The sequence below is a fragment of the Bradyrhizobium ingae genome, assembly GCF_055791185.1.
In genome coordinates, this window is the sequence record NZ_JBVUBB010000018.1 from 120250 (window position 1) to 143766 (window position 23517).

A 23517-nucleotide genomic window follows, 5' to 3' on the forward strand; every position below is an offset into this window, starting at 1 on the left:
CCATGGCCGGCTATATGCGCTTGCGGCAGATCTGCCTGGTCGCGCCGCAACTCGAGCCCGTGATCGCTGATATCGCCGGAATCATGGGCCTTTCCGTCTGCTATCGCGACCGCAATGTCGCGAAGTATGGGCTGGAGAACGCGCTTCTGCCGGTCGACACGATCCTGCTGGAGGTCGTGGCGCCGTCCAGGGATGGCACCGCAGCCGGCCGCTTCATCGCCAAGACCGGCGGGCGCGGGGGCTACATGGCAATCTTCTGCTGCAACGATCCGGACGCGCGCGGCCGCAACGCGAACGCAATGGGCGTGCGCACCGCGAACGTCATCGATCATCCGCCCTATCATGGTGTGCAGCTCCACCCGCGCGACTGCCGCGCCGCCTTTATCGAGTTCAATCACACCAAAGGCAGCGACGACATCCTGGGTCCCTATCCGCCGGCCGGGCCGGATTGGCAAAAGTTCATTCGCAAGGACGTGACGCAGGCATTGACGGCAGTCGAAATGCAGAGCCCGGATCCGCAAGACCTGGCCGGGCATTGGGGCAGACTGATCGGCGTCGCGGCGAGCAGGGCGGGCAGTGGCGAGACCGAGCTGAAGCTGCCCAACGCCCGCTTCCGCTTCGTGAAGGGCGGGGCTGAGATCATGAGCGCGCTGGAGTTTCGGGTGGCCGATGCCGCGGGTGTGCTGCACGCCGCCAGGGAGAAGGGGCTTGCGGTAGCGGGAAGGGAGTTCTTGCTGGGTGGGGTGACGTTTCGGGTGAGTTGATCTCTTGATCGGTTTCGTCACCGGCCCTTGAAATTCGCGACTCTTCGCTCCTCCGTCGCCTTCACGCCTTCCTTGAAGTCTTCGGTCGCGCGCAGCCACGTCTGTTCGGCGAGCTCGTGGTTCGTGGCCGCCATGACGCGATCGGCGAGCCCTGCGCGCATCGTGGCGCGCGTGGAGACGAGGCCGAGCGGCGAGCATTCGGCAATCTCGCCGGCAAGCCTCAAGGCGGTCGCCTTCACCTGGTCTTGCGGCACCAGCTCGTTTGCGAGACCCCATCTATAGGCCTCTTCGCCGGTGACGCGGCGGCTGGTGTAGAACATCAGCTCGGCGTTGTTGTTGCCGATCAGCTCGGGCAGCGTCACGGTCAGGCCGAAGCCGGGATGGAAACCGAGTTTTGTGAAGTTCGCGGAGAAGCGCGCTTCGGGACAGGTGACGCGGAAGTCGGCCGATACCGCGAGCCCGAGTCCGCCGCCAATGGCCGCGCCATGCACGGCGGCGACGATCGGCTTCTTGGCGCGGAAGATGCGTACGGCCTGGATGTAGAGATGGTTGATCGGTCCCAAGCTGTCGGCCGGATCGCCCTTCGCAGCTCTCTCGGCGGCGCGTGCCTCCTGCGCTTGTCGCGCCGGATCGTTGAAGTTGGCACCGGCGCAGAACGCCTTGCCCTGCGCCGACAGGACGGAGGCGCGGATCTCGATGTCGCGATCGAACTCGTCGAGTGCGTCCGCGATCTGGTTGATCAGGGAGATGTCGAAGAAGTTGAGCGGCGGGCGGCGGATTTCGATGGTGCCGACATGCCCGATCTTCTCGACGCCGATATCCGTGTAGTTGCTCATGATGATCCTCGTTGGCGCAGGCCGAGCCCGCGCGGCTAGCGCAAACCAAGCCCGCGGGCGATGATGCCGCGGAGGACTTCCGTGGTGCCGCCCTGGATGGTCAGTTTCGGCGCGGTCTTGATGGCGAAATCGAGCTGCCGCTCCAGCGTCTCGCGGTTACTCGCGGTCTCCTCGACGAAGGCGGCGAGATCGCGCACGCGATGCGGCAGCTGCTGCTCCCACACCGTGCCGATGTCCTTGACGATGGAGGCTTCGACCACCGGCTCCTTGCCGGCCTGCAACATGCCCGCGACGGAGACCGACATGCGCCGCATGGTGTGGAGCTGCGCGACGAGGCGGCCGATGCCTTCCGCGCTCCGGGTGTCCGGATCTTTGCCAACTGCGCGCACCAGCTCGGTCAGCACGTAGTAGGTTTCGAGGAAGCGTTCAGGACCCGAGCGCTCGTAAGCGAGCTCGGATGTCGCCTGCTTCCAGGCGCCGTCGACTTCGCCCAGCACGTGATCATCCGGAATGAAATAGTCGGTGAAGACGACCTCGTTGAACTCGTACTGACCGGTGATCTGGCCGATCGGGTTCACCTCGATGCCCGGCTGCTTCATCTTGACCAGGAACTGCGTCAGGCCGTGACGGCGGTTTTCCTTGGTCGGCTGCGAGGTGCGGAAGATCGCGATCATGTAGTCGGCGATGTGCGCCGACGAGGTCCAGATCTTGGTGCCGTTGATGAGATAGCCGCCGTCGGTCCTGGTCGCCCGCGTCTTGGCCGCGAACAAATCGGACCCGGAATTCGGCTCGCTCATGCCGATGGCAAAGCACAGTTCGCCGCGGCAGATGCGCGGCAGAATGTCCATCTTGATATGCTCGGGCGCGTATTTGAGCAGGATCGGTCCGCTCTGGCGGTCGGCGACGAAGAAGCGGCGCGTCGGCGCGTTGGCAACGCGCATTTCTTCCGTCACCACATAGCGCTCGAGGAAGGAGCGTTCATGGCCGCCATATTTCTTCGGCCAGGTGATGCCGATCCAGCCGCGCTCGCCGACGCGGCGGGAGAATTCCGGCACGTCGGTGTCTTCGCGATTCGGCTTGAACGGGTCGAAGGTGCCGCGGGCCATTTCTTCGGCGAGGAAGGCGCGCACTTCCTTGCGCAGCTCCTCGCATTTGGGCGGCAGGCGGATCGGATCGAAACGGAGGGCAGCAGTCATGTGTCTCGTTCCTTAATCCCTCAGCGTGAGGCAACCAGCGGCCACAATTCGTCGGCGCCACGAGTTGCAACGAGCTTGCCGAGCTCGACGGCCCAGTAGCTCTCCGAGCCGAAATCGTCGCGCCAGGCCAGCGCCCGCAGCGAGTAACGATGCAGGATGTGCTCCATGGTGAAGCCGATCGCGCCGTGGACCTGATGCGCGATGGCGCCGCCCTTTTCGGCTGCTTCCGCGCAACGGATTTTTGCGGAGGCAGCTTCGAGATAGACCGCGTCGTTGAAGGCGGTCGCGCTCGCGATTGCATCGGCGGCGGAGGTCGCGGCGGCCAGCGCTGCCGCGGATTCGCCGGCAAGTTTTGCAAGGTTGTGCTGCACGGCCTGGAATTTGGAGATCTTCTTCTCGAACGCGACGCGCTCGTTCGAGTACCGCACGGAAATGTCGAGCATGGATTCCAGCGCGCCCGCGATCTGGAGGCTGCGCGCGACGCCGCCCATCAGCATCATCGTGGTCTGGTCGACGTGTTTTGGCGCGGGCTTGACAGTGATGGGCGCGACCTTGTCGAGTGTCACGATATCGCTGTTGTCATAGCCGATATTGAGCCCGGCTTCGATCTTGGCCCTGCCGGCATCGACCAGTGCGACGGACACGCCACCAGTGCCATGCGCCAGCACGGCAAAATGTTTTGCCGCTTTCGCAAAGGGCACGCCGCGGACGCGGCCGGAAAGCAAGCCGTCGGCATCAAGGGCGATGCGGTCCTTCGGGCTCGCCGGCAGCACCGTCATCTCGCCTTCGGGGGAAGCGATCTTCGCCTGTGCAAGCAGCCAGCCGGCCAGCATGGTTTCGGCGAGGGGAACCGCAATGGCAAAACGTCCGGCCGCATTGAGCAGCGCGAAGCCGTCCGCAACGCTCGCGCCGGAGCCGCCGAGATCGTCCGGTACCCACGCCAAGGGCAGTCCGGCCTCGCTCAGCGCCTGCCACAGCGGCGCTCTCCACGCGTCCTTCCTGTCGTTGTTGATGGTTTGCGGATCGGCGAGATCGGCGAAGATCTTCTCCGCGGTCTCGACGACGATGTTGTCACTCTCCGCCACAGCGTTCCCCGTGTTTTGCCATTGGCGCGTCCGTCTTTTTCGAACTCGCAGGTCTCTTCTTGCGCCCGATGATCGGAAAAAGCCACGGTCCTGACAAGCGTTGATCGCAGGTCCGCCTGCGGCGCCGGCATGGGCAAGATGGCTAATTCCGCTAAGCGGAGTTTGGTCGATTTGCAGCCGTCCGCAAACTCGCTAAACAGGGCCGCTGGTATTCAGGACAAGAGAGGATAACCGGATGGCAAAGGACGGCTTGTGCGCAATCGTGACGGGGTCCGCATCCGGTCTTGGCGCTGCGACCGCGAAAATTCTCGCGCGCAGCGGCGCGCGGCTCGTCATCAACTATTCATCGAGCCAGAAGGAAGCCGAAGCCACCGCCGAGGCCTGTCGCGAGGCCGGCGCGGCCGAGGTCGTGATCGCACAGGGCGACGTGTCGCGCGACGAGGATTGCCGGAGGATCGTTGCGGCGGCGGAGGCCTGGGGCCGGCTCGACGCCCTCATCAACAATGCGGGCACGACCAAGCATGTCGCTCACGGCAATCTCGATGGTTTGTCGGCGGAAGATTTTCAGCGGCTCTTCGGCGTCAACACCATCGGCCCGTTCCAGATGGTGCGCGCGGCGCGTAAGCTGCTCGAGTCCGGCGCGAACGCCTCGGGGCGGGCATCGGCGGTGGTGAACGTCTCCTCCGTCGCCGGCATCAGCGGCATCGGTTCCTCGATCGCCTATGCCGCGAGCAAGGGTGCGCTCAACACCATCACGCTGTCGCTGGCGCGCGCGCTTGCGCCGCTGATCCGCGTCAACACGGTTTGCCCCGGCTATATCGACACGCCCTGGTTCACCAAGGGACGCGGCGAGGATGCTGCCAGGCAGGTACGCGACAACGTGGTTGCGAAGGTGCCGCTCAAGGTCGCCTCGAGCGCCGACGACATCGCGCAGCTCGTCTGCTTCCTGGCGACGCCGGCCTCCAGCAACATGACCGGCGAGATCGTGCGCATGGATGCCGGGGCGCATTTGATTACGTGAGCACGCGTGGTGAGGTAACGTTCCTCTGGTGTGGCAAACACAGCCGTCGTCCCGGCGAAAGCCGGGACCCATTACCCCAGGGAGTAGTAGCGGCATTGAGCGGTAACTCCGAGTCCCCGTAACCACTACGTCCTGTGGTTATGGGTCCCGGATCTTCGCTCCGCTTGTCCGGGACGACGATGGAGTTTTCGTCAACCCTTTATCACGCCGCTCGCCACCAGGCGGTGCCAGATGAACAACACCACCACCGCGCCGATCGTGGCGGTGATGAAGCCGGCTCCCTGGTCCAGGCTGTAATGGCCGATGGCCTGACCGACGAACGTTGCGAGAAACGCGCCGACGATGCCGAGGACGGTGGTGAGGACGAAGCCCTGTGGATTTTTCGGTCCCGGCATCAGCCAGCGCGCGATGAGGCCGGCGATGAAGCCGACGATGATGACCCAGATAATCCCGCCCATGTTCGCGACTCCCCTTGCAGCTTTGATACGACTGAAATCAGAGCTCGATCAGATCCTGTCCGACAGCTCGTTCTCGGTCGGCAGCCGTCCGTCCGGCGTCAGGTGATCGATCACTTTCGGCAGATACTGGCTGAGACCGGAGAGGAGCTCGTCGCGCGACAGGCCGCTCTGGGCCGACAGGCTCTGGATCTGGTCGGCGCCGAGTGCGTTGGCGAGATCGCCCGGTGCGATCGGCTTGTTCTCACCCTTGCCGACCCAGGTCTTCGCCGTTTCGCCATGGCCGCCTTGCTGGAGCTGATTGAGGAGATCGCCGAGCCCGCCGCTGAGCACGCTGCCGGCCGCACCGCCGGCGAGCAGGCCACCGAGGCCACCTTTGAGCACATCGCTAAGCCCGCCGCTGCCTGGCGTGCCGCCCGGAAGCGCTCCGCCGCCCGCATTGGCCGGCGTCGGCGGTGGCAACGGTGAGGATTGCGGCGTTGCGTCACCCTGGCCTGCCGTCAAATGCTTGAATGCCTTCCACGCCAGCAGGCCGAGGATCGCCATCGTCATTGGCGACATGCCGCCGGAGGATTCCTGTGAGCTCGGCGTGCTGGGGCCACGCGGGCCGTTCTGCATGCCGTTGAGGACGTCGAGTAGACCCATGGTGCTCTCCCGCTGAACATGCCCCGCGGCGAAAACATATGGGGCTCTCATGACGGTTACAAGGCGGTCGCGCCGCAACCGCAGGGGTTGATGGGCAAGTGGCGCGGCCTTTGCTATCGAAGGGCAAGGGAAGGCCCGGTCAACGCCGCTGTCGAAGGCGGCAAGCTGTTTGGGGAGCAGAGACAAGGTGGTGACGGATCGACCGATCGCCGTTGCGGGCGCAGGGGCCATCGGCTGCTTCGTCGGGGGCGTGCTCGCTGCCGCCGGCCGTCGCGTGGCGCTGCTGGTGCGGTCGCGCGTGAAGACCGAAATCGAACGGTTCGGCCTGCGCCTGACCGATTTCGACGGAGCCGAGCGGCTACTCTCGGCAGGACAGCTCGCGCTGTCGGAGGATGCGTCGATTTTTCACAGTGCCGGCGTGGTTCTGGTGACCGTGAAGAGCGCGGACACGGCGGAAATCGCCGAGCTGATCGCCCGACACGCGCCGGAAGATGCCGTCATCGTCTCCTTGCAGAACGGCGTCGGCAATGTAGGCATCCTGCGCGATAGGCTGCCGGGGCGGCGCGTGCTCGCAGGCATGGTGCCGTTCAACGTGGTTGCGATGGGCGATGGGCGCTTCCACCGTTCGACCTCCGGCGACATTCATGTCGAGAAGGATGCGGCCGATACGGCTGCAACGCTGTCGGTGCCCGGGCTCGCGATGCGCGCGAGCCCGGACATCACCGGCGTGCAATGGGGCAAGCTGATCATCAATCTGAACAATGCGCTGAGCGCGTTGTCCGACATGCCGCTTGCCACGCAGCTTGCGCACCGGGACTGGCGACGATTGTTCGCAGACCAGATGGCCGAGGGGCTCGCGGCGATGACGGCGGCCGGCGTCAACCCGGTGTCGGCGACGCCGATCCCGCTGCGCTGGATGCCGACGCTGCTGCGATTGCCTGATATGATCTTCAACCTGATCCTGGGACGGACGATGAAGATCGATCCAGAGGCGCGCTCCTCGATGTGGCAGGATCTGAAGCATGGCCGCAAGACCGAGATCGACTATCTACAAGGGGCGATCATCGCGCTGGCGGACCGGCATGGGGTGGACGTGCCCCTGTGCCGCCGCATTGTTGCACTGATCAGGGAGGCGGAAAGCGCAGGCCAGGGCTCGCCGCGCCTGACGCCGCAGCAGATCCGCGATGTTGCGTGAGCACTGGTCCAACCGGAGGCGTGTCGATGAAACCTGTTCAGATGATGACGATTGCAGCCGCGATGCTCTGCGGTGCATCCACGTTCGCGCAAGCCCGTCCGCCGACCGTCACGCCGTCGCCGGGCTATGACAGGCGGTTGCAGGAAAGCCGCTCGGCGCTTGGCGGTACGGCGACGACGGTTGCGCCGGTCACACCGGCGGCGACCACGCACAAGCGGTCAAAGAAGAAGCAGACGAACTGACGCGCTGCATTGTACTGCGCCTTGTCGAGGCCCGTTGGGCACGCTCGAGCCCACACGCTTCGCTGTCATTCCCCGCGAAAGCGGGGGGATCCACTACGCCGCTTCAATCACGGGCGTCTCTAAGTACTGGATCGCCCGATCAAGTGCGGAGATGACGGCGGGTCAACTCGCAGGATCGAGCGAGGTAGCCCTCAGCCCTTCTTCGCCTTGCTCGGCGCCGGGCTGAACAGCTTCTTCAGATCGTTCAAGCTCTCCGACAGCCGCGGCCATTCGCAGGAGAACGTGCCCTTGACGCAGTTCTTCGGCCGCGACGGCGTATCGCCGGGCGAGGCCTGCTGTTTCGGTCGCTCGACCGGAACCGGCACGCGCTCGCTCGCGGCGCGCAGTGCGACCTGCTGGATTTGCTCCTGTTGTTGCTGCTGCTGCTGCTGCTTGGCGGCGGCTTCGGCAGCCAGGCTGGCGCGGCGCTGATTGGCGAGATAAGCGGCGTAGGATTGGTCGATCTTCTTCTGTTCCTCCGGCGTCGGATTGGGACCGGCGATGTCGAAGCTGCGATCCTGGAGGAGGTCATAGTAGGTGTACCCGCCACCCACCTTGCGGCGGCCGGCGAATTTGGCGTTGCATTCGGCAAGCGCAGCCGTCTTCTCCTGCCTGGTTGCGTATTTTTCGGCCCGATCGGCGCATTCCTCGAAATCGCCCGGCGTGCGCTTCCACCATTCCGCATGGGCAAGCGCGGGCGTCAGCAGGGCGAGCCCTGCAGTCAAGCCAAATAACAATCTCGCGCTACGCGAAGCGATCACGAACGACATTCAACGGATACAATCTTTGTGGAACTCAACCTGAATCAGTCGAATTTTCGCCTGTTTCCAGTCACTTGTCACGCGTGGAACCCGACTTTTTCATGGCTGCATTGCTGACATTTTTGGCTTGACGTGGCCGGCAAGTCACAGCGACACGGCGCGCGATGCGCATAGAGTTGCGGAGCTTCGCGTGGAGAGGATGTTGGCATGAACTGGCGGACATTTGTCGCAACGATTGCGTTGGCGCTGCTGTCGTGTCACGCGAATGCCGCCGATGAGGACGCGCCCAACCGCGCGCCGGTGAAGGCGATCGCCGATGCCCGTCTTGCGGTCGGCGATCAGGGCATCCTGCGACTTTATCTCTCCAGCGATTGGGCCTTGCCGCTGCCGGCGATCACCCGCGCCGTCATCGTGCTGCACGGGCGCCTGCGCAATGCGGATGTCTATTACGAGTCGGCGCGAACGGCGCAGGCGGCGGCCGGCGACGATGGCCGGGCGACCATCATGATCGTTCCGCAGTTTCTGGCGCAGATCGATATCGATGCGTACAAGCTGCCCGACGAGACGCTGCGCTGGTCGCTGGAGGGATGGGAGGGCGGTGAGGCCGCGCTCGCGCCGAACCCGGTCTCCTCGTTCGAGGCGCTCGATGCGATCCTCGCCAGGCTCGGCGACCGCCGCATCTTCCCCAATCTCAAGCAGGTCGTGGTGGCCGGTCATTCCGGCGGCGGCCAGGTCGCGCAGCGTTATGCCATCGCGGGCAGGGGCGAGGCGACACTGGCGCGCCAGCACATCGAGGTGCGTTACGTCGTCGCCAATCCGTCATCCTATGCGTATTTCAGCAGCGAGCGGCCCGAGCCGTCGATCGCCGCCTCCTGCGCCGGCTACGACGACTGGAAATACGGCATGGAAGCGCGACCGCCTTATCTCAGCGATGCCACGCCCGCCGCGCTCGAACAGCGCTATGTCGAGCGTGAGGTGATTTACCTGCTCGGCACGCTCGATACCAATCCCGAGCATCCGGCGCTGGACAAGAGCTGCATGGCGCGCGCGCAGGGCCCTTATCGCTACGCCCGCGGCCACGCCTACGCGGACGCGATGGCCAGGCGCGACCACGGCACGCCCAATCACAAGCTCTTCGACGTCGCCGGCGTCGGCCACGACGGCGACAAGATGCTGACCTCGAAATGCGGGCTGGCGGCGCTGTTCGATCTGCCGGGCTGCACTGCGGATCGGTGAGCCGCCGACGTCTTGAGGGCTAGCGCTGCAACGGCCTTGCGAAGCTGAGCTCGTGGCCGTCGGGGTCGGTGAGATGGAAGTAGCGCTCGCCCCATTCGGCATCGCGCGGGATGGTCGAGGGCTGCCATCCGGCGGCGAGCGCGCGCTGATGGATGGCGTCGACGTCGGTGACGTAGAAGATGACGCGGCCCCACCATGACCAGCGCTTATCCGCGGGCTGGGCAATCAGGTTGAGATAGCCAGGACCGGCGCGGAGGCTCGTGAACGAACCGGCTTCGCCGCCATGCAGAATCTCGAAGCCCAACGACCGGTAAAAGCCGACGGCACGCGCCATGTCGTGGGTGGCGAGCGTGACGGCGCTGATGCTCTCGATCATGGCGGTCCCCGTGGATTGGGAGATATTGGAGCGCTGATGAAACGATTGACGCTGGCCAATGTTTCGCTTTGCGGGGAGATGCGGACATCCAACGAGCGGGAGGTCCCGATGCGAGTACCTGCGACGCCCGATGGCGCGCTACCAAAGCCCGGAACGGCGGAGGCGATTGAGCTCGGCTGCACCTGCCGAGTGATCTCGCACGATTCCAAGACGGATGAGCTGGAGCCATCCGGGATGCTGGTCGCGCCTGATGCGAATTGCCCGGTTCACGGCACGGCGGCCCAACTCGAGGAGCACGATTGAGACCGCCAGGTTGCCGCCCTTTCGGCGCATCGCAACGCTGGCGATTTGCAAGCTGCTCTGCTATGGAGACCCCAAGTGCCTGCACCCGTTGCAGGTTCTGCGGTCCCGTAGCTCAGCCGGATAGAGCGGCGGTTTCCTAAACCGTAGGTCGGATGTTCGAGTCATCCCGGGATCGCCATTCTTCCGCTTTCCGCTCATTCGGAAGGGGCATGCCTTTGAGCCCCGTCGCTTGATCAGCGCTTGATGGCGCCTGACGTCATGCCCGATGCGGTTTGCGCCACCGGCGCGAAAATTGCTACACGAAGCGCTCTTTCCGATCCGACTTGCCCCCGCAGGCGGCCTGCCTCACCGACAGATCCGGAGACAACGATGCCTTTTGACTTGATCCTGCGTGGCGGACGGGTCGTTGATCCCTCGCAGAAGCTCGATGCGGTGACGGATGTCGCGTTTTCGGGCGGCAAGGTCGCGGCGATCGGCAGCGGACTCAAGGCGGATCCCGGGACCGATGTGCGCGACGTGTCTCGCTACATCGTGACGCCCGGCCTGATCGATTTGCACACTCATGTCTATTGGGGCGGCACCTCGCTCGGCATCGATGCCGAAGAATTCTGCCGTCTCTCCGGTGTCACGACGGCGGTGGACACCGGCAGCGCCGGCCCCGGCAATTTCGCCGGCTTCCGCAAGCATGTGATCGAGCCGAGCCAGGTTCGCATCCTCGCCTATCTGCACGTCTCGCATGCCGGCATCTTCGGCTTCTCGCACAAGGTGATGGTCGGCGAGAGCGAGGAGTTGCGGTTGATGAACCCCATCGATGCAGCCAAGGTGGCGGATGCCAATCGCGATCTCATCGTCGGGATCAAGGTTCGCGTCGGCCTGCACGCCTCGGGCACGTCGGGGATCGTGCCGCTCGATATCGCGCTCCAGGTGGCCGAAGAGGTCGGCATGCCGTTGATGGCGCATATCGACCATCCGCCGCCGAGCTATGAAGAGGTGCTCGCGCGGCTGCGTCCCGGTGACGTGCTGACCCACGCGTTTCGTCCGTTCCCGAACACGCCGGCGACCGCGCAAGGCACGGTCAAGAAGGTCGTGCTGGAAGCGCGCGAGCGCGGCGTGATCTTCGACATCGGTCACGGCAAGGGCTCGTTCGCCTTCAAGACCGCACGCGCCATGCTGGCGAACGGCTTCTATCCGGACACCATCTCGTCCGACATCCATTTGCTCTGCATCGACGGTCCGGCCTTCGACCAGGTCACGACCATGTCGAAATTCTTGTGCATGGGGATGTCGCTATCCGACGTGGTCGCGGCCTCGACAGTCAACGCCGCGATGGCGCTTCGGCGCCCGGAGCTCGGCAGCCTCAAGGCAGGCAGCGTCGGCGACGCCACGCTGATGACTGTGAGGGAAGGGCAGTTCGACTATGTCGACGTGGTCGGCGAGCACCTGACAGGTAGCCAGAAAATCGTGTCCGAAGGCGTCGTCATCGGCGGCCGCTGGTGGCATCCGAAGTAAGCGAATCGCTTTTCGTCGTCCCGGACAAGCGAGCGCAGATCCAGGATCCATAACCACAGGGAGATGTTTGGCGAAGACCCGTGGTTACCAGTCTTGCGCCGCAACCGCTCCCTGTGATTATGGGTCCCTTGGCCGGGACGACACCGAATGTGTGGTCGATCCCTTCCCCAAGCCGGGAGCGCCTCTCACTCATTCTTGTCCACGTTCCAGAACAGCGGCGTCGCCGGGCCGTCGATCACGCCGGTGAGCGATTTGCGCCATGCGCTCGGCGCCTGGAATTGACCGAGCGGGACGTAGATCACCTGATCGTAGGCTTCCTTTTGCACGTCGAGAGCGATCTTCTTCTGCTCTTCCGGCGAGGTGGCGCGGGCAAAGGCATCGCGCAGCTGCTCGAGCTTGGGGTCCTCGGACCAGCCGAACCAGCCGCCCTCCTTGCCCTTGCCGACCATCGCGCCATTGACGAGCGGATTCATCGAGTCGGCGGCGCCCTGATAGGTGAAGAACATGTTCCAGCCGCCTTCCTTCGGCGGCTTCTGGTTGGCTCGGCGGGTGACCACGGTCTGCCAGTCCATCGCCTGAAGATCGACCTTGAAGCCGGCCTCACGCAGGAGCTGCGCGACCACGATCGGCTGCGCTTTCAGCAGGATCTGATCGCCCGGCGCCAGGATCACGACAGGCGTGCCGTCATAGCCGGACTCGGCCAAGGCCTTCCTGGCCTCCGCCATGCCGTTGCCCTTGATCAGGGTCTCGCCGCCCTCGTCGCTGGCGAACGGGGTATCACAGATGAAGAATGCGCCGCAGAGCTTGTAGTATTTGGGATTGCCGATCTGCGCGTCGAGCACGTCCTTCTGGTTGATCGCGAGCATCGCGGCGCGGCGGATCTTCACATTGTCGAACGGCGGATGCAGGAAGTTCATCCGTCCGAATGACTGGAAGCCGAACTTGTTCAGGATTGCGATGTTGATGTCCGGGTTGGACTCGAGCACAGGCAGCAGATCGAACGGCGGCGTTTCAACGAAATCGACATCGCCGGATTGCAGGGCGTTGAGCGCGGTCTGCGCGTCCGGCATCGTCAGCCACTCGACACGGTCGACCTTGACCACCTTGCCGCCCGATGTCCATTCGGCCGGCTCCTTGCGCGGCACATAATCGGTGTTCTTGTCGTAAACGGCTTTCACGCCGGGCTGGAATTCGGCAGCCACGAACTTGAACGGGCCGGAGCCGATCTGCTCTGGAATCTGCTTGCTGATCGGGGTTTCGGCCAGCCGCTTCGGCATCATGAACGCGCAGATCGACGATGGCTTGGCGATCGTCTCCAGCACGAGGCCATAAGGCTCTTTCAGCTTGAGAACGATCGTTTTGGCGTCGGCGGCCTCGATGCCTGCCGTGAAGTCCATCAGCTTGCGCGCCATGCCGTCGACGCTTGCGCCCCAGCGCTTCAGCGAGGCGACGCAATCCTCCGCCGTCACCGGTGCGCCGTCATGCCACTTCAGGCCGTCGCGCAAGGTGAAGGTGTAGGTCAGCTTGTCCGCGGATACCGTCCAGTCGGCCATCTGCGGCCGCACCTTGAAGCTGGAATCGATGCCGAGCAGCGTATCGTAGACCATGTACCCATGGTCGCGGGTGATGATGGCCGTCGTGAAGCCGGGATCGGTGACGCGAAGGTCCGATTGCATCACCGCCGTCAGGATCTTCTTTCCGCTTGCGGCAGATGCAAGCGACGTCCATGCAGCGGGAAGTGTCGATGGCGCAACAGCCGCAAGCTGAAGCAATTTCCGGCGCGAGACGTGAACCATTCGCTATTCTCCTGACCTGACGCAAAGCGAGACCAGATGGCGGCTGCCGATGACGGGCAGCGTATGGCGGGGCGCCACACGTGACAAGGAGGGTTGCTTCCACCGATCTGAGTTCGTTTGCGACCAAGCAAGGGGCGTGCCGCCGAAGCCGGCGGCATGCGCGACTATCGAAAGTCGTCTCGCTTTAGTCCCGTCCCGCTTCCATGATCGCGCGCGCCAGCCGGGCCGGATCGGAGAAGCACAATTCGTGGCTGCCAGGCACCTGAACCAGGCGGAACAGCCCGAGCTTCTCCGACAGCCGCGGATGCCAGGGATAGCCGTGCGGCAGCGCGGTATCCTCGGTGCAGTTGATGTAGGACTTCGCCAGTTGCATCTCGGCCGGGTTGGTCTTCAGCGCGATCTTGTCGCTGAATGTCTTCAGCGGGTGCGGATTGAGGACGTCATAGGCGCGCTGGGCGAGCTCGAGGTCGGCGTCGTTGATGAACGCCTCTCGCCAGATCGGGAACGGCAGCACCACCGAGCCGTCGCCGCGCTCCGCCGCGATCGCTTCGAACAGGCCGAGATAGTGTGGCGGCACCATGTCGTTGAGCGACTCGCCGTTGTTGGGGACGAAGGCATTCCAGTAGATCATCCGGCGGATCCGCTCCGGCACGAGGTCGGCGACCCCCGTGATCACCATGCCGCCATAGGAGTGGCCGAGCAGGATGACGTCCTTCAGATTGTTCTCAGCGAGATAATCGGCGATCGACTGGATCGCCTCCTTCAGCCCCGTGGTCTTGGCATCGCCCGGGCGGTTACCTCGAATGGTCGGCAAATGAACCTGGTGGCCGGCCGCTCGGATCGGCGCGGCAACGGGCTCGAGCTCGGCGCCGGTGTGCCAGGCGCCGTGTACGAGGACGTAGGTCGACATATTGTAGCTCCTCCGCAAGGATGGTTAGATCGGCGCGGCAAATGGCCTTGCCGGGACTTTGCCGGCTGAACGCCGGTCATTGGCTTGTGTTTGCAGCCATATTGAACCGGCTGGCATTCTTTGCGCTTGTCTGGCGCTGAACCGGATTGGTCTCGGAGCGAACTGATGGAGCAGGTCATTCCCGCAAGCCGGCCCCGGCACTTCGTCTGGAATACTACCGAAACCAGGCCCGCCGAGCAGTTCTCTTACTATCGCGAGGCGATCTGCCAGGCGTTCATGAACCTGACGCCGGAATCGGCGACGACCTCGCGCTTTCCGGCGAAGGTGGAGACGATCAGGTTCGGCGCCGGCGCGGTCAATCGCGTGGTGTTTCCCGAGCATACGGTGCATCGTTCGCGCAGCGATATCGCGGCCTCGAACGCGAGCTGCTTCTATCTCAACTTCAAGCTCGCCGGCCGCTGCCGCATCGTGCAGGGAGATCGCGACGTCAGCCTGTCGCGCGGCCAGGTCGGCATCTGCGACAGCGACCGCGAGGTGAGGCTGCTACATGACCGCGGTCCGACGCTGGAGGTCGCTTCCTTCTGGGTGCCTTCGCGCGCGCTGCGCGACCGCCTGCCGCCGGGATTCGATTTCGAGGTCGAGCGGGTGTCCGACGATCCGCATGTCGGTCATCTCATCGTCGAGACGGCGCGCTCGCTCAACGCAGGCGCCTTGCGGATGGCGGAAGCGGACAGCGTGCGCCTGTTCGGCGTGCTGCTCGACCTCGTCGCGCTCAGCCTGTCGCGCCGCTCGCGCGCGCAGGTCGCGGAAGCGGCGAGCTTTGCGGATGCGACGCTGCTGGCGCTGCGCCGCGCCATCCATGAACGGCTGCGCGAGCCGGGTCTGACGGTCGCGGCGGTGGCAGGCACCGTCGGCATCAGCGAGCGTTACGTGCACAAGCTGTTCGAGCGTTCCGGCACGACGTTCTCCGGCTACATCATGGAGCGCCGCCTCGACGGTGCCGCGGCGGACCTGCGGGATCAGGCCATGACCGAGCGCGAGATCGGCTCCGTCGCGTTCGACTGGGGCTTTTCGGATCTCTCCCACTTCACGCGGCGCTTCAAGCAGCGCTTCGGCTGCCGGCCGCGCGACTGGCGCAGCCGGTGAGCCGGCCCTGCAGCGACAGCGCGATCAGGAGCTTCGTGATCTCATTGCTGCGGCCATAGATAGTCTGGATGCATGAAGCCATGAAGATGCGTGAGGTCGGCTATTCCTGCATGTAGCTGTAGCCGCGAGAGGATGTGTGATTGTGACCGCCAACACGACTGAACCCAAGACGAGCGAACTCAAGACGAGCGAACTCAAGATCGACATCGCGCGCGTGGGTGCCGTCTCCGCGCTGCTGACGATGCCGGACAAGCCGCGCGCCTGCTATGTCTTCGCCCATGGCGCGGGCGCCGACATGCGGCACGCGTTCATGGAGCGCGTCGCGGCAGGACTGGCCGTGCGCGGCATCGCGACGCTGCGCTATAATTTTCCCTACATGGAGAAGAAGCAGGGCCGTCCCGACACGCCGGCGATCGCGCACGCCGCGGTGCGGGCGGCGGTCGAGGAGGCGGCGCGGCTCTGTCCTGGTCTTCCGCTGTTCGCCGGCGGAAAATCGTTCGGCGGACGCATGACCTCGCAGGCGCAGGCCAAGGCGCAGCTAGCGGGCGTGCGCGGGCTCGCCTTCCTCGGCTTTCCCCTGCATGCCGACAACAAGCCGTCGATCGAGCGTGCGGCTCATTTGTCCGGGATCGAGATCCCCTTGCTGTTCCTGCAGGGAACGCGCGATCGGCTCGCCGATCTTCGCTTCCTCGAACCCGTGATCAAGGAGCTCGGCCCGAAGGCCAGGCTGCATGAGATCGCCGGGGGCGATCACTCGTTCCTGGTCTTGCGGAAATCCGGCCGTAGCAATGAGGAGGCGATGGAAGAGGTGCTCGATACGCTCGCGGCGTGGATCAACGAGCTCGTCTAGCCTTCGCGCAAGTCATCCCGCATAAAGCCCCTTGTCCCGCGCCTTGTGAACCGCGAGCGCGGCGATCAGGTCGAGCGACGGTGTCGACAGGCCCGCAGCAGAGGCAAAGGCCATCGGCGCCTTCACCAGCACGTCGATCTCCATGGCGCGGCCGAGTTCATAGTCCTGGAGCAGCGACGGCTTGTGGTTGGGCGCCGGGCCACTCCGCGTCACGCGCTTGACCTCGGGGATGTAATGCTGCGCGATCTCGTTGGCCTCGTTGAGCAGGCGCGGGATCACCTCGGTGAAGGCGGGGTCGTTGCGCACACCGCGCGCGGTGAGGCCGGTAAGCAGGCACAGCACAGACAGCGACATGTTGGTCAATAGCTTTGACCAGATCGCCTCGCGGATGTCGGCGATGGGCGGTGAGTCGAGCTTTGCATCGTTCAGCGCCGTGCGGAGCTGCGCGATGCGCTCGCTGTTGCGGTCGTCGCATTCGGCGACCAAGAGCCTGTTGCGGTCCGGCGAGAGATTTTCGACGATGCCGGGCTCGACCACTTCATTGGACGAGAACACGACGCCGCCGGCAATGCGCTCCTTGGCAATCGCCTTGCGCAACCGCGCGCCGGGATCGAGGAAGGCAAGGTCGGGTGGGGCGGGGTGCCGCGGCGGTAGCCCAATATTGTACCACCAGGGAATGCCGTTCTGTGCGAACACGATTGCGGTGTTCTCGCCGAGCAGCGGCGCGATGCCGGTGACGAGGCCCGGCAGGCCGGTTGCCTTGAGCGTAGAGATGACGATGTCCTGCGGCCCTAGCTGGGCCGGGTCGCCGGAGGCACGGACTTTGGCACAAACTTCCGCCTCGCCGACGCGCAGCTTCAGGCCGTTGGCGCGCACCGCCTCCAGATGTGGCCCGCGCATCACGCAGGAGACCTCATGCCCGGCGCGTGCGAGCCGCACCGCAAGGTGGCTGCCGACGGCGCCCGCGCCGAAAATGCAAATCCGCATGATATGACCGCCCCGTCCCGAGGATTGATCTTTGGCTCGCGCCGGCGGTCAGCATGGCACAAGCCGCCATGCGATGGACGCGACCGCCTCCCCGCGGAAAGTGATGGATCAACGGGCGCGGCCACGGCCATAGTGCGTGGCCTGACGAAGAATCACGCCGAGAGGATCGCCCATGCCGGCCAGCCCTGTTTTGTGGACCCTTGACGGGCGCGGGGTTGCGACCGTCACGCTCAATCGACCCGAGGTCAACAATGCCTATGACGGTGCGCTGATATCAGGCGTGCTCGCGGCGATGGATGCGCTGGGCGCAAAGCCCAATTTGCGCGTCGTGGTGCTCAGGGGCAACGGCAAGCATTTTCAGGCCGGCGCCGACCTCAAATGGATCAACTCAGTGCGTCCGCAGTCGCCGGACGCCAACGAGGCCGGCTCGCGCGCGACCTTCGAGGCGGTGCAGCGGCTGAACACGTTGCCGATCCCGACCGTGGCTCTCGTGCAGGGCGGCTGCTTCGGCGGCGGCACCGGCGTGATCGCGGCCTGCGACGTCGTGATCGCAGCCGACAACGCGCTGTTCTCGATCACCGAGGTGCGCTGGGGCCTGACGGCCGCGATCATCATCCCGCAGCTTTGCGATGCCATCGGCGTGCGTCAGGTCCGTCGCTATGCGCTGACCGGCGAGCGTTTTGGCGCCGAAGAGGCGCGTCGCATCGGTCTCGTTCATGACGTGGTGCCGCTCGCCGAGCTGGAGGCCGCCGGCGCGAAAGTGGTCGAGCAGTTGCTCGCCAATGGGCCGGAGGCGATGGCAGAGACCAAGCGGCTCGCGCTGGAAAGCTCGTTCGGCGGCATGAGCGTCGATGATGCCGCCTATGCGCGCCTCGTCCATCTGCACTCGCTGAAGCGTCAGAGCGCGGAAGCAGCGGAAGGACTGGCGTCGTTTGCGGAGAAGCGCGCCGCGAAGTGGGGTGATAAGGCCTGAGGAATCGTCGCCCAGCGTCCGGATATTTGCTACGCCTATGACGAACACGCGGTTATCTAAGCCGGTACTTGCAATTTCGCGCGTCTGTACCGCAGCCACACGACTGCGAAATAGCCGAGCGATGTCGCGGCCAGGATCACAGGCAATGTGGCAACGGCTGACCACGCAGCCAGTTCGGCGAGGCCCAGTTGATGATGAGGATGAAGCGATCGACTGGCATTCAAGGTATGCAGAAACCAGAAGGCGGCAGCCGCACTCACAATCAGGCAGATGAACCAGCGACGCAGGGTGTAGCCGATCCCGGCTCCGACAATGATCCCCGGAATGGCAAGCAGGTACAATTCGGTCTGCCAAATCCCCGCGAGGTCACGTGCAAACAGAAAGATATTCATGACGGATCCCAACGCGTCATGACGTCATAGCTGTCCTGCTACTAGAAAGTGTTAACGGGATAGGCGCAATTTGCGCCGTGCAAGCATGCTGATCGGTCGCCCCTCAGCAGCCGCGGCAGATGCCGCTCATGCTGCGGTAGACCGCGTCGTCGTCCTGCCGCATCCGCTTCATCGATTCGAGTGCGGTGCTCTCGCGTGGCGGCTCGGGCTTGCGTTTCATCGCAAGCTCTTCCTCCTGTCGCTTGTAGCAGGCCTCGCGGTCGGCTTTGGCCTGGATGAAACGGCAGTTCTGCTCCAGCGCCGAAGCGGGAGCGGCGGAGATCGCAAGGCAGATCAAGGCAGTCAGAGTGTTCTTCAAAGGCATCGATCCCACGGCATGATCCGTTCTGTCAGTTCCGTCGCACGGGATCAACCGTCATGTGGCGCGCGGGACTTTACATTGTTGATCTCTTTGTCGAGATAGCAAAAGTGGTCCACCCCGGCCCCAAAACGATTGGAATATCGTCTTGCACCAAAAATCCATTCGGGAACCTGCGCGCCAGGTGCCGCTCTACGGCGAATATGAAGTGGTCGTGCTTGGCGGCGGGCCGGCTGGCATCGTCGCGGCTGCTTCGGCCGGGCGGGCGGGACGGCGAACGCTGCTGATCGAGCGCTACGGTTTTCTGGGTGGCATGGGCACGGCCGCCGGCGTCACCAATTTTTGCGGCCTGCACGGCAATGTCCATGGCAGGCACCATCGTCTCGTGCAGGGCATGGCCTCCGAGCTGCTCGCGCGGATCGATCGGCTCGACGGTCTTAACGAGCCGCATTTGATCCTCGGCAAGGTGTTTGCGCAGGCCTATGACACCGCGGCCTACAAGTTCGCGGCGGATGATCTTCTTGTCAGCCATAAGGTCGACATCCTCTTCCATGCTCTGGGCGCCGGCGTCGTGATGAGCGACGAGCGCCGCATCGACGCGCTGATGGTCGAGACCAGGGCGGGACGGCAAGCGGTGCGAGCTGAGATCTTCGTCGATTGCTCCGGCGACGGCGATCTCGCGGTCTGGGCCGGTGCTCCCCACGAGATCGGCGACGAACGCGGCCATCCGCTCTACCCCTCGATGATGTTCCGCCTCAACGGTATCGATCCCGAAAAGGCCGGCGAGGCCTGGCGCACCATTCCGCAATTGATGGAGAAGGCACTCGCTGCCGGCACGCACAGTTTTCCGCGCAAAAGCGCGATCGTGCGGCCGCAGCGCCATGGCATCGAATGGCGGGTGAATTTCACGCAGGTCGCGCGCGAGGACGGCCATGCCATCAACGGCATCGAGCCTGATGATCTCACTCGCGGCGAGATCGAGGGCCGTCGCCAAGCGCTCGCCGCCTTCGAATTCCTGCGTACCGTGCCGGGCTTTGAAAAATCTTACATCGTCGATCTGCCGCCGCAGCTCGGTATCCGCGAAACCCGCCGTATCAAGGGCGGCTACCAGCTCAGCGGCGAGGACGTGCTCAGCTGCGCCTCGTTCGAGGATTCCATCGGCGTCAATGGCTGGCCGATCGAGGCGCATGTGCCGGGCGACGTCGTCTTTACCTTCCCGCCGATCCCGCAGTCGCGCGGCTACAACGAATTGCCGTATCGCATGCTGATGCCGGAGGGCGTAGACAATCTCCTGGTCGCCGGCCGCTGCGCTTCCATGACCCATGAGGGTCAGTCGGCGGCGCGCGTCTCCGGGGCCTGCTTTGTGATGGGGGAGGCGGCCGGTTCCGCCGCGGCGCTGGCGCTCTCGGGCAACCAGATCCCGCGCGACATCCCGGTTGCAAAGCTGCAGGAAACATTGAAACAACAAGGCGCCTTCATCGGTCGGGACCAGACCGTGCCAGAGGGCCTTTAAAAGAAACGACGGAGTAAGCCGGATGGGTTGGGTTGCGCGGTTCGCTGTAGTGGGCTTGTTGGCGCTGACGACGATTGCAACAGCGCAGGCCGAGGAGGCGCTGAAGGCCAAAATTGGCGTGCTGAGGCTGTCGTCCTCCGCGCCGGTCTTCATCGCGCAGGACAAGGGCTATTTCCGTGACGCGGGCCTCGATATCGAGCTGAAGTTCTTCGATGCGGCGCAGCCGATCGCGGTCGCCACCACTTCGGGCGATGTCGACTTCGGCATCACCGCCTTCACCGCCGGACTCTACAATCTCGCCGGCAAGGGCACGCTGAAGGTGATCGGCGGCATGAGCCGCGAGAAGGCCGGCTATCCCCTGATCGGCTATTTCGCCAGTAACAATGCCTACGCGGCCGGGCTGAAGACGCCAAAGGATCTCGCCGGCAAGCGTATCGCGATGACGCAGGTCGGATCATCCTTTCACTATTCGCTCGGCCTGCTCGCCGACAAATACGGCTTCAAGCTGTCCGATGTGAAGATCGTGCCGCTGCAATCGCTGTCGAATGCGGCGGCCGCGCTGAAGGGCGAGACCGTCGACGCCGCGCTGCTTCCGATCTCGACGGCGCGAAAGCTGATGGATGACGGCGGTGCGAAATTCCTGGGTTGGGTCGGTGACGAGACGCCCTGGCAGCTCGGCGCCGTGTTCGCCTCGCCGAAGACACTCGCCAACAAGGTGCTGGTGACGAAGCTCCTTGGCGCGCTCGCCAGGGCTGATCGCGAATATCATGACGTCCTCCTCGCCGCGATGAAGGACGGCACCGTGCCTATCAACGACAAGACCAGGCCGCTGCTCGAGATCATCGCAAAGTACACCAATCTGACGGTCGAGCAGGTGGTCGGCAATTGCGCCTATATCGATCCCGACGGCAAGCTGGATGTGAAGAACGTCGACAACCAGATCAAATGGCTGCAAGAGCAGGGCTTTGCCGACAAGGGCTTTGACGCGGACGCGATCATCGCGAAGGATTATGTGAAAGCGGATTGATTGTTTTGTTCGTCATTCCGGGGCGCCCGGAGGGCGAGCCCGAAATATCGACCTTCCGGGTTCGGCTCTTCGAGCCGCCCCGGAAATGACGGAGCTGGACAACGAAGAACGCTCTATGGACCTGATCGCCAATCACATCACCCACAGCTTCGGCGAGCTCGCCGTCCTCGATGACGTTTCCTTCACCATCGGCGCGGGCGAGGTGGTGGCGATTGTCGGGCCGTCGGGCTGCGGCAAGAGCACGCTGCTGTCGATTCTCGGCGGGCTGTTGCTGCCGTCATCAGGTGCGGCTGAGCTGCGCGGCGCGCCGCCTGCGGACAGCCTCAATCCGTTGACTTTCGTATTCCAGGATTTTGCGCTGTTGCCCTGGGCCACGGTGGAGGAGAACGTCGAATTCCCGCTCCTGCACACCCGCCTGTCGTCCGCGCAGCGTCGCGCGCAGGTCGACGATGCCCTGCGCCGCACCGGCCTCACCGATTTTCGCGCGACCTACCCGAAACAGCTCTCCGGCGGCATGCGCCAGCGCGTCGGCATTTCGCGCGCGCTTGCGGTGCGACCCGCGATCCTCTTGATGGACGAGCCGCTTTCGGCGCTGGATTCGCAGACCCGCGAACTCCTCATGGAGGACTTCGTCGGCCTGCTCGCCGACGGCGGCATGGGTGCGGTTTATGTCACCCACAATCTCGAGGAGGCTGCTCGCCTCGCCGACCGCATCGTCGTGCTATCGCGGCGGCCCGGCCGCATTCGCGAAGTCGTGACGGTGCCGATGACCCGCGCTGAACGGGGCGAGGCTGCTGCGCGCGAAAAACTGCTCGCACTTCAGAACCAGATCTGGTCGCTGATCCGCGACGAGGCGATCGACGCCGAGCGCGAGGTCCAGCATGCTTGATCGCGCAGCCCAGGCGGAAGCGGAGAAGGAGACGGTGACGCGGCCGGTCCGGTTCCGCGGGGCGGGCTTCGTGCCGGCGGGCAGCCGTTTTGGCGGCTGGGTCGCGCTCGCGCTCGTCATCGCGCTCTGGCAGGCCGCGGGCAGCGCGCAGCTCGTCAATCCGCTGTTCCTGCCGGCGCCATCCGCGATCGCGCGCGCCATCTACGAGCTCGCCGTGTCCGGCGCACTGTGGCAGCACGTCTCGGCCTCGCTGTTGCGGATCGGCGTCGGCTGGCTGCTCGGCACCGCGGCCGGCATCGCCATCGGCTTTGCCATTGGCCTGTCGCGGCTCGCGCGCAGCATCGGCATCACCTTCATCTCCGCGCTGTTCCCGATCCCGAAGATCGCGCTCCTGCCACTCTTGATTCTCTGGCTCGGCATCGGCGAAGAGCCGAAGATCGCGACCATTGCGCTCGGGGTGTTCTTCTCGACCGCGATCTCGGTCTATAGCGGTGTCGATGCGGTGCCGCGCAATCTCATCCGCATGGCGCAGAGCTTCAACGTGCCGTTCGCGACCATCGTGCGGAAAGTGATCTGGCCCGGCGCGCTGCCGTCGATCCTCGCCGGCTTCCGCATCTCCGCGTCGGTGGCGCTGCTGCTCGTCGTCAGCGCCGAGATGATCGGCGCCCAGTTCGGCATCGGCGCCTTCGTGCTCCAGGCCGGCAATCTCATGCAGACGGATCAGCTGCTCGCGGGTGTGGTGATCCTGTCGGTCTTTGGCCTGGCGGTCGGAAAGGTGATCGGCCGGCTGGAGACACGGTTGTTGCACTGGCGGTAGGTGCGTTCGCAATGATGACGTGGATGCAGATGCGCGCCACAATCTTCGCCGTCGTCCCGGCGAAGGCCGGGACCCATATGTGGACGGCCCCCGTGGCACAAGAGCCAAGTGAGGTTTGATCGGATCGCTTGCATCCATATGTCCGGCCTGTTGATGCGGCTTGTTGGACCGCTGGCCAAGATGGTTTCCGCGACAC

Annotated in this window: 26 protein-coding genes and 1 tRNA gene; 15 read left to right on the plus strand and 12 right to left on the minus strand. The window is 64.5% G+C overall.

Features of this window, described 5'->3' with window-relative positions; translation table 11 throughout:
* The first annotated feature begins 2 nt into the window (after positions 1 to 2).
* Positions 3 to 764 carry a VOC family protein gene (locus ACV1FX_RS24545; RefSeq protein WP_473120138.1) on the plus strand — a complete coding sequence of 254 codons (762 nt, stop codon included), beginning with the start codon at positions 3 to 5 and terminating at the stop codon, positions 762 to 764.
* A 17-nt stretch (positions 765 to 781) separates the two neighbouring features.
* Here the strand turns inward: ACV1FX_RS24545 and ACV1FX_RS24550 are convergent, their stop codons facing one another.
* From ACV1FX_RS24550 to ACV1FX_RS24560, 3 genes are read right to left on the minus strand one after another with little or no spacing between them, the layout of a single operon-like run.
* Complete coding sequence (locus ACV1FX_RS24550) at positions 782 to 1600, minus strand: enoyl-CoA hydratase/isomerase family protein (RefSeq protein WP_473120139.1); 819 nt, start codon at positions 1598 to 1600, stop codon at positions 782 to 784.
* Positions 1601 to 1635: 35 nt separating this feature from the next.
* A complete protein-coding gene (locus tag ACV1FX_RS24555; protein ID WP_473120140.1) occupies positions 1636 to 2796 on the minus strand; it encodes an acyl-CoA dehydrogenase family protein in 1161 nt (386 codons plus the stop codon).
* Between the two features lie 20 nt (positions 2797 to 2816).
* Complete coding sequence (locus ACV1FX_RS24560) at positions 2817 to 3881, minus strand: acyl-CoA dehydrogenase family protein (protein WP_473120141.1); 1065 nt, start codon at positions 3879 to 3881, stop codon at positions 2817 to 2819.
* A gap of 235 nt (positions 3882 to 4116) precedes the next feature.
* Here ACV1FX_RS24560 and ACV1FX_RS24565 point away from each other — a divergent pair, with 235 nt between their 5' ends.
* Positions 4117 to 4902, plus strand: coding sequence for an SDR family NAD(P)-dependent oxidoreductase (locus tag ACV1FX_RS24565; protein ID WP_473120142.1), 786 nt, complete (start codon positions 4117 to 4119; stop codon positions 4900 to 4902).
* A 191-nt stretch (positions 4903 to 5093) separates the two neighbouring features.
* On the opposite strand, the gene ACV1FX_RS24570 is transcribed toward ACV1FX_RS24565, so the two are convergent.
* Positions 5094 to 5360 (minus strand): GlsB/YeaQ/YmgE family stress response membrane protein, encoded by a 267-nt coding sequence (locus tag ACV1FX_RS24570; RefSeq protein ID WP_473120143.1) that lies wholly within the window; start codon positions 5358 to 5360, stop codon positions 5094 to 5096.
* Positions 5361 to 5408: 48 nt separating this feature from the next.
* Positions 5409 to 6002, minus strand: coding sequence for a YidB family protein (locus ACV1FX_RS24575; RefSeq protein ID WP_473120144.1), 594 nt, complete (start codon positions 6000 to 6002; stop codon positions 5409 to 5411).
* Positions 6003 to 6189: 187 nt separating this feature from the next.
* Between ACV1FX_RS24575 and ACV1FX_RS24580 the strand changes: the two genes are divergently transcribed.
* Both ACV1FX_RS24580 and ACV1FX_RS24585 read left to right on the plus strand, forming a co-directional pair.
* Positions 6190 to 7197, plus strand: a complete 1008-nt coding sequence (locus ACV1FX_RS24580; RefSeq protein ID WP_473120145.1) for a 2-dehydropantoate 2-reductase — start codon at positions 6190 to 6192, stop codon at positions 7195 to 7197.
* Positions 7198 to 7223: 26 nt separating this feature from the next.
* Positions 7224 to 7439, plus strand: coding sequence for a hypothetical protein (locus ACV1FX_RS24585; protein WP_473120146.1), 216 nt, complete (start codon positions 7224 to 7226; stop codon positions 7437 to 7439).
* 191 nt (positions 7440 to 7630) lie between these two features.
* Here ACV1FX_RS24585 and ACV1FX_RS24590 read toward each other — a convergent pair whose 3' ends face one another.
* A complete protein-coding gene (locus tag ACV1FX_RS24590) occupies positions 7631 to 8248 on the minus strand; it encodes a hypothetical protein (protein ID WP_473120147.1) in 618 nt (205 codons plus the stop codon).
* A 198-nt stretch (positions 8249 to 8446) separates the two neighbouring features.
* On the opposite strand from ACV1FX_RS24590, the gene ACV1FX_RS24595 reads away from it, so the two are divergent.
* Complete coding sequence (locus ACV1FX_RS24595; RefSeq protein ID WP_473120148.1) at positions 8447 to 9475, plus strand: alpha/beta hydrolase; 1029 nt, start codon at positions 8447 to 8449, stop codon at positions 9473 to 9475.
* A gap of 19 nt (positions 9476 to 9494) precedes the next feature.
* On the opposite strand, the gene ACV1FX_RS24600 is transcribed toward ACV1FX_RS24595, so the two are convergent.
* Positions 9495 to 9851 carry a VOC family protein gene (locus ACV1FX_RS24600; RefSeq protein WP_473120149.1) on the minus strand — a complete coding sequence of 119 codons (357 nt, stop codon included), beginning with the start codon at positions 9849 to 9851 and terminating at the stop codon, positions 9495 to 9497.
* Between the two features lie 108 nt (positions 9852 to 9959).
* On the opposite strand from ACV1FX_RS24600, the gene ACV1FX_RS24605 reads away from it, so the two are divergent.
* From ACV1FX_RS24605 to ACV1FX_RS24615, 3 genes are all read left to right on the plus strand, one after another.
* Positions 9960 to 10154 carry a hypothetical protein gene (locus ACV1FX_RS24605; RefSeq protein ID WP_473120150.1) on the plus strand — a complete coding sequence of 65 codons (195 nt, stop codon included), beginning with the start codon at positions 9960 to 9962 and terminating at the stop codon, positions 10152 to 10154.
* Positions 10155 to 10255: 101 nt separating this feature from the next.
* A tRNA-Arg gene (locus ACV1FX_RS24610) sits at positions 10256 to 10332 on the plus strand.
* A gap of 191 nt (positions 10333 to 10523) precedes the next feature.
* On the plus strand, positions 10524 to 11663 hold the full coding sequence (locus ACV1FX_RS24615; RefSeq protein WP_473120151.1) for an amidohydrolase/deacetylase family metallohydrolase: 1140 nt from the start codon (positions 10524 to 10526) through the stop codon (positions 11661 to 11663).
* Between the two features lie 185 nt (positions 11664 to 11848).
* Here the strand turns inward: ACV1FX_RS24615 and ACV1FX_RS24620 are convergent, their stop codons facing one another.
* Together ACV1FX_RS24620 and ACV1FX_RS24625 are read right to left on the minus strand one after the other, a co-directional pair.
* A complete protein-coding gene (locus tag ACV1FX_RS24620; protein ID WP_473120152.1) occupies positions 11849 to 13459 on the minus strand; it encodes an ABC transporter substrate-binding protein in 1611 nt (536 codons plus the stop codon).
* 184 nt (positions 13460 to 13643) lie between these two features.
* On the minus strand, positions 13644 to 14369 hold the full coding sequence (locus ACV1FX_RS24625; protein ID WP_473120153.1) for an alpha/beta hydrolase: 726 nt from the start codon (positions 14367 to 14369) through the stop codon (positions 13644 to 13646).
* 165 nt (positions 14370 to 14534) lie between these two features.
* On the opposite strand from ACV1FX_RS24625, the gene ACV1FX_RS24630 reads away from it, so the two are divergent.
* Both ACV1FX_RS24630 and ACV1FX_RS24635 read left to right on the plus strand, forming a co-directional pair.
* On the plus strand, positions 14535 to 15515 hold the full coding sequence (locus tag ACV1FX_RS24630) for a helix-turn-helix domain-containing protein (protein WP_473120154.1): 981 nt from the start codon (positions 14535 to 14537) through the stop codon (positions 15513 to 15515).
* Positions 15516 to 15657: 142 nt separating this feature from the next.
* Positions 15658 to 16365: an alpha/beta hydrolase family protein gene (locus tag ACV1FX_RS24635; RefSeq protein WP_473120155.1), complete on the plus strand. Its 708-nt coding sequence runs from the start codon at positions 15658 to 15660 to the stop codon at positions 16363 to 16365.
* 12 nt (positions 16366 to 16377) lie between these two features.
* Here the strand turns inward: ACV1FX_RS24635 and ACV1FX_RS24640 are convergent, their stop codons facing one another.
* Positions 16378 to 17352: a ketopantoate reductase family protein gene (locus ACV1FX_RS24640; protein WP_473120156.1), complete on the minus strand. Its 975-nt coding sequence runs from the start codon at positions 17350 to 17352 to the stop codon at positions 16378 to 16380.
* A gap of 172 nt (positions 17353 to 17524) precedes the next feature.
* Here ACV1FX_RS24640 and ACV1FX_RS24645 point away from each other — a divergent pair, with 172 nt between their 5' ends.
* Positions 17525 to 18325 (plus strand): enoyl-CoA hydratase-related protein, encoded by an 801-nt coding sequence (locus ACV1FX_RS24645; RefSeq protein WP_473120157.1) that lies wholly within the window; start codon positions 17525 to 17527, stop codon positions 18323 to 18325.
* A gap of 56 nt (positions 18326 to 18381) precedes the next feature.
* On the opposite strand, the gene ACV1FX_RS24650 is transcribed toward ACV1FX_RS24645, so the two are convergent.
* Positions 18382 to 18717, minus strand: a complete 336-nt coding sequence (locus ACV1FX_RS24650) for a hypothetical protein (protein WP_473120158.1) — start codon at positions 18715 to 18717, stop codon at positions 18382 to 18384.
* Between the two features lie 103 nt (positions 18718 to 18820).
* Positions 18821 to 19081 (minus strand): hypothetical protein, encoded by a 261-nt coding sequence (locus ACV1FX_RS24655; protein WP_473120168.1) that lies wholly within the window; start codon positions 19079 to 19081, stop codon positions 18821 to 18823.
* A gap of 142 nt (positions 19082 to 19223) precedes the next feature.
* Between ACV1FX_RS24655 and ACV1FX_RS24660 the strand changes: the two genes are divergently transcribed.
* From ACV1FX_RS24660 to ACV1FX_RS24675, 4 genes are all read left to right on the plus strand, one after another.
* Positions 19224 to 20588 (plus strand): FAD-dependent oxidoreductase, encoded by a 1365-nt coding sequence (locus ACV1FX_RS24660; RefSeq protein WP_473120159.1) that lies wholly within the window; start codon positions 19224 to 19226, stop codon positions 20586 to 20588.
* A 22-nt stretch (positions 20589 to 20610) separates the two neighbouring features.
* Positions 20611 to 21615 (plus strand): ABC transporter substrate-binding protein, encoded by a 1005-nt coding sequence (locus ACV1FX_RS24665; RefSeq protein WP_473120160.1) that lies wholly within the window; start codon positions 20611 to 20613, stop codon positions 21613 to 21615.
* Positions 21616 to 21730: 115 nt separating this feature from the next.
* Positions 21731 to 22504: an ABC transporter ATP-binding protein gene (locus ACV1FX_RS24670; RefSeq protein WP_473120169.1), complete on the plus strand. Its 774-nt coding sequence runs from the start codon at positions 21731 to 21733 to the stop codon at positions 22502 to 22504.
* Positions 22497 to 23321, plus strand: coding sequence for an ABC transporter permease (locus ACV1FX_RS24675; protein WP_473120161.1), 825 nt, complete (start codon positions 22497 to 22499; stop codon positions 23319 to 23321). Before ACV1FX_RS24670 ends, ACV1FX_RS24675 begins: the two co-directional genes overlap by 8 nt.
* The last annotated feature ends 196 nt before the right edge of the window (positions 23322 to 23517 follow it).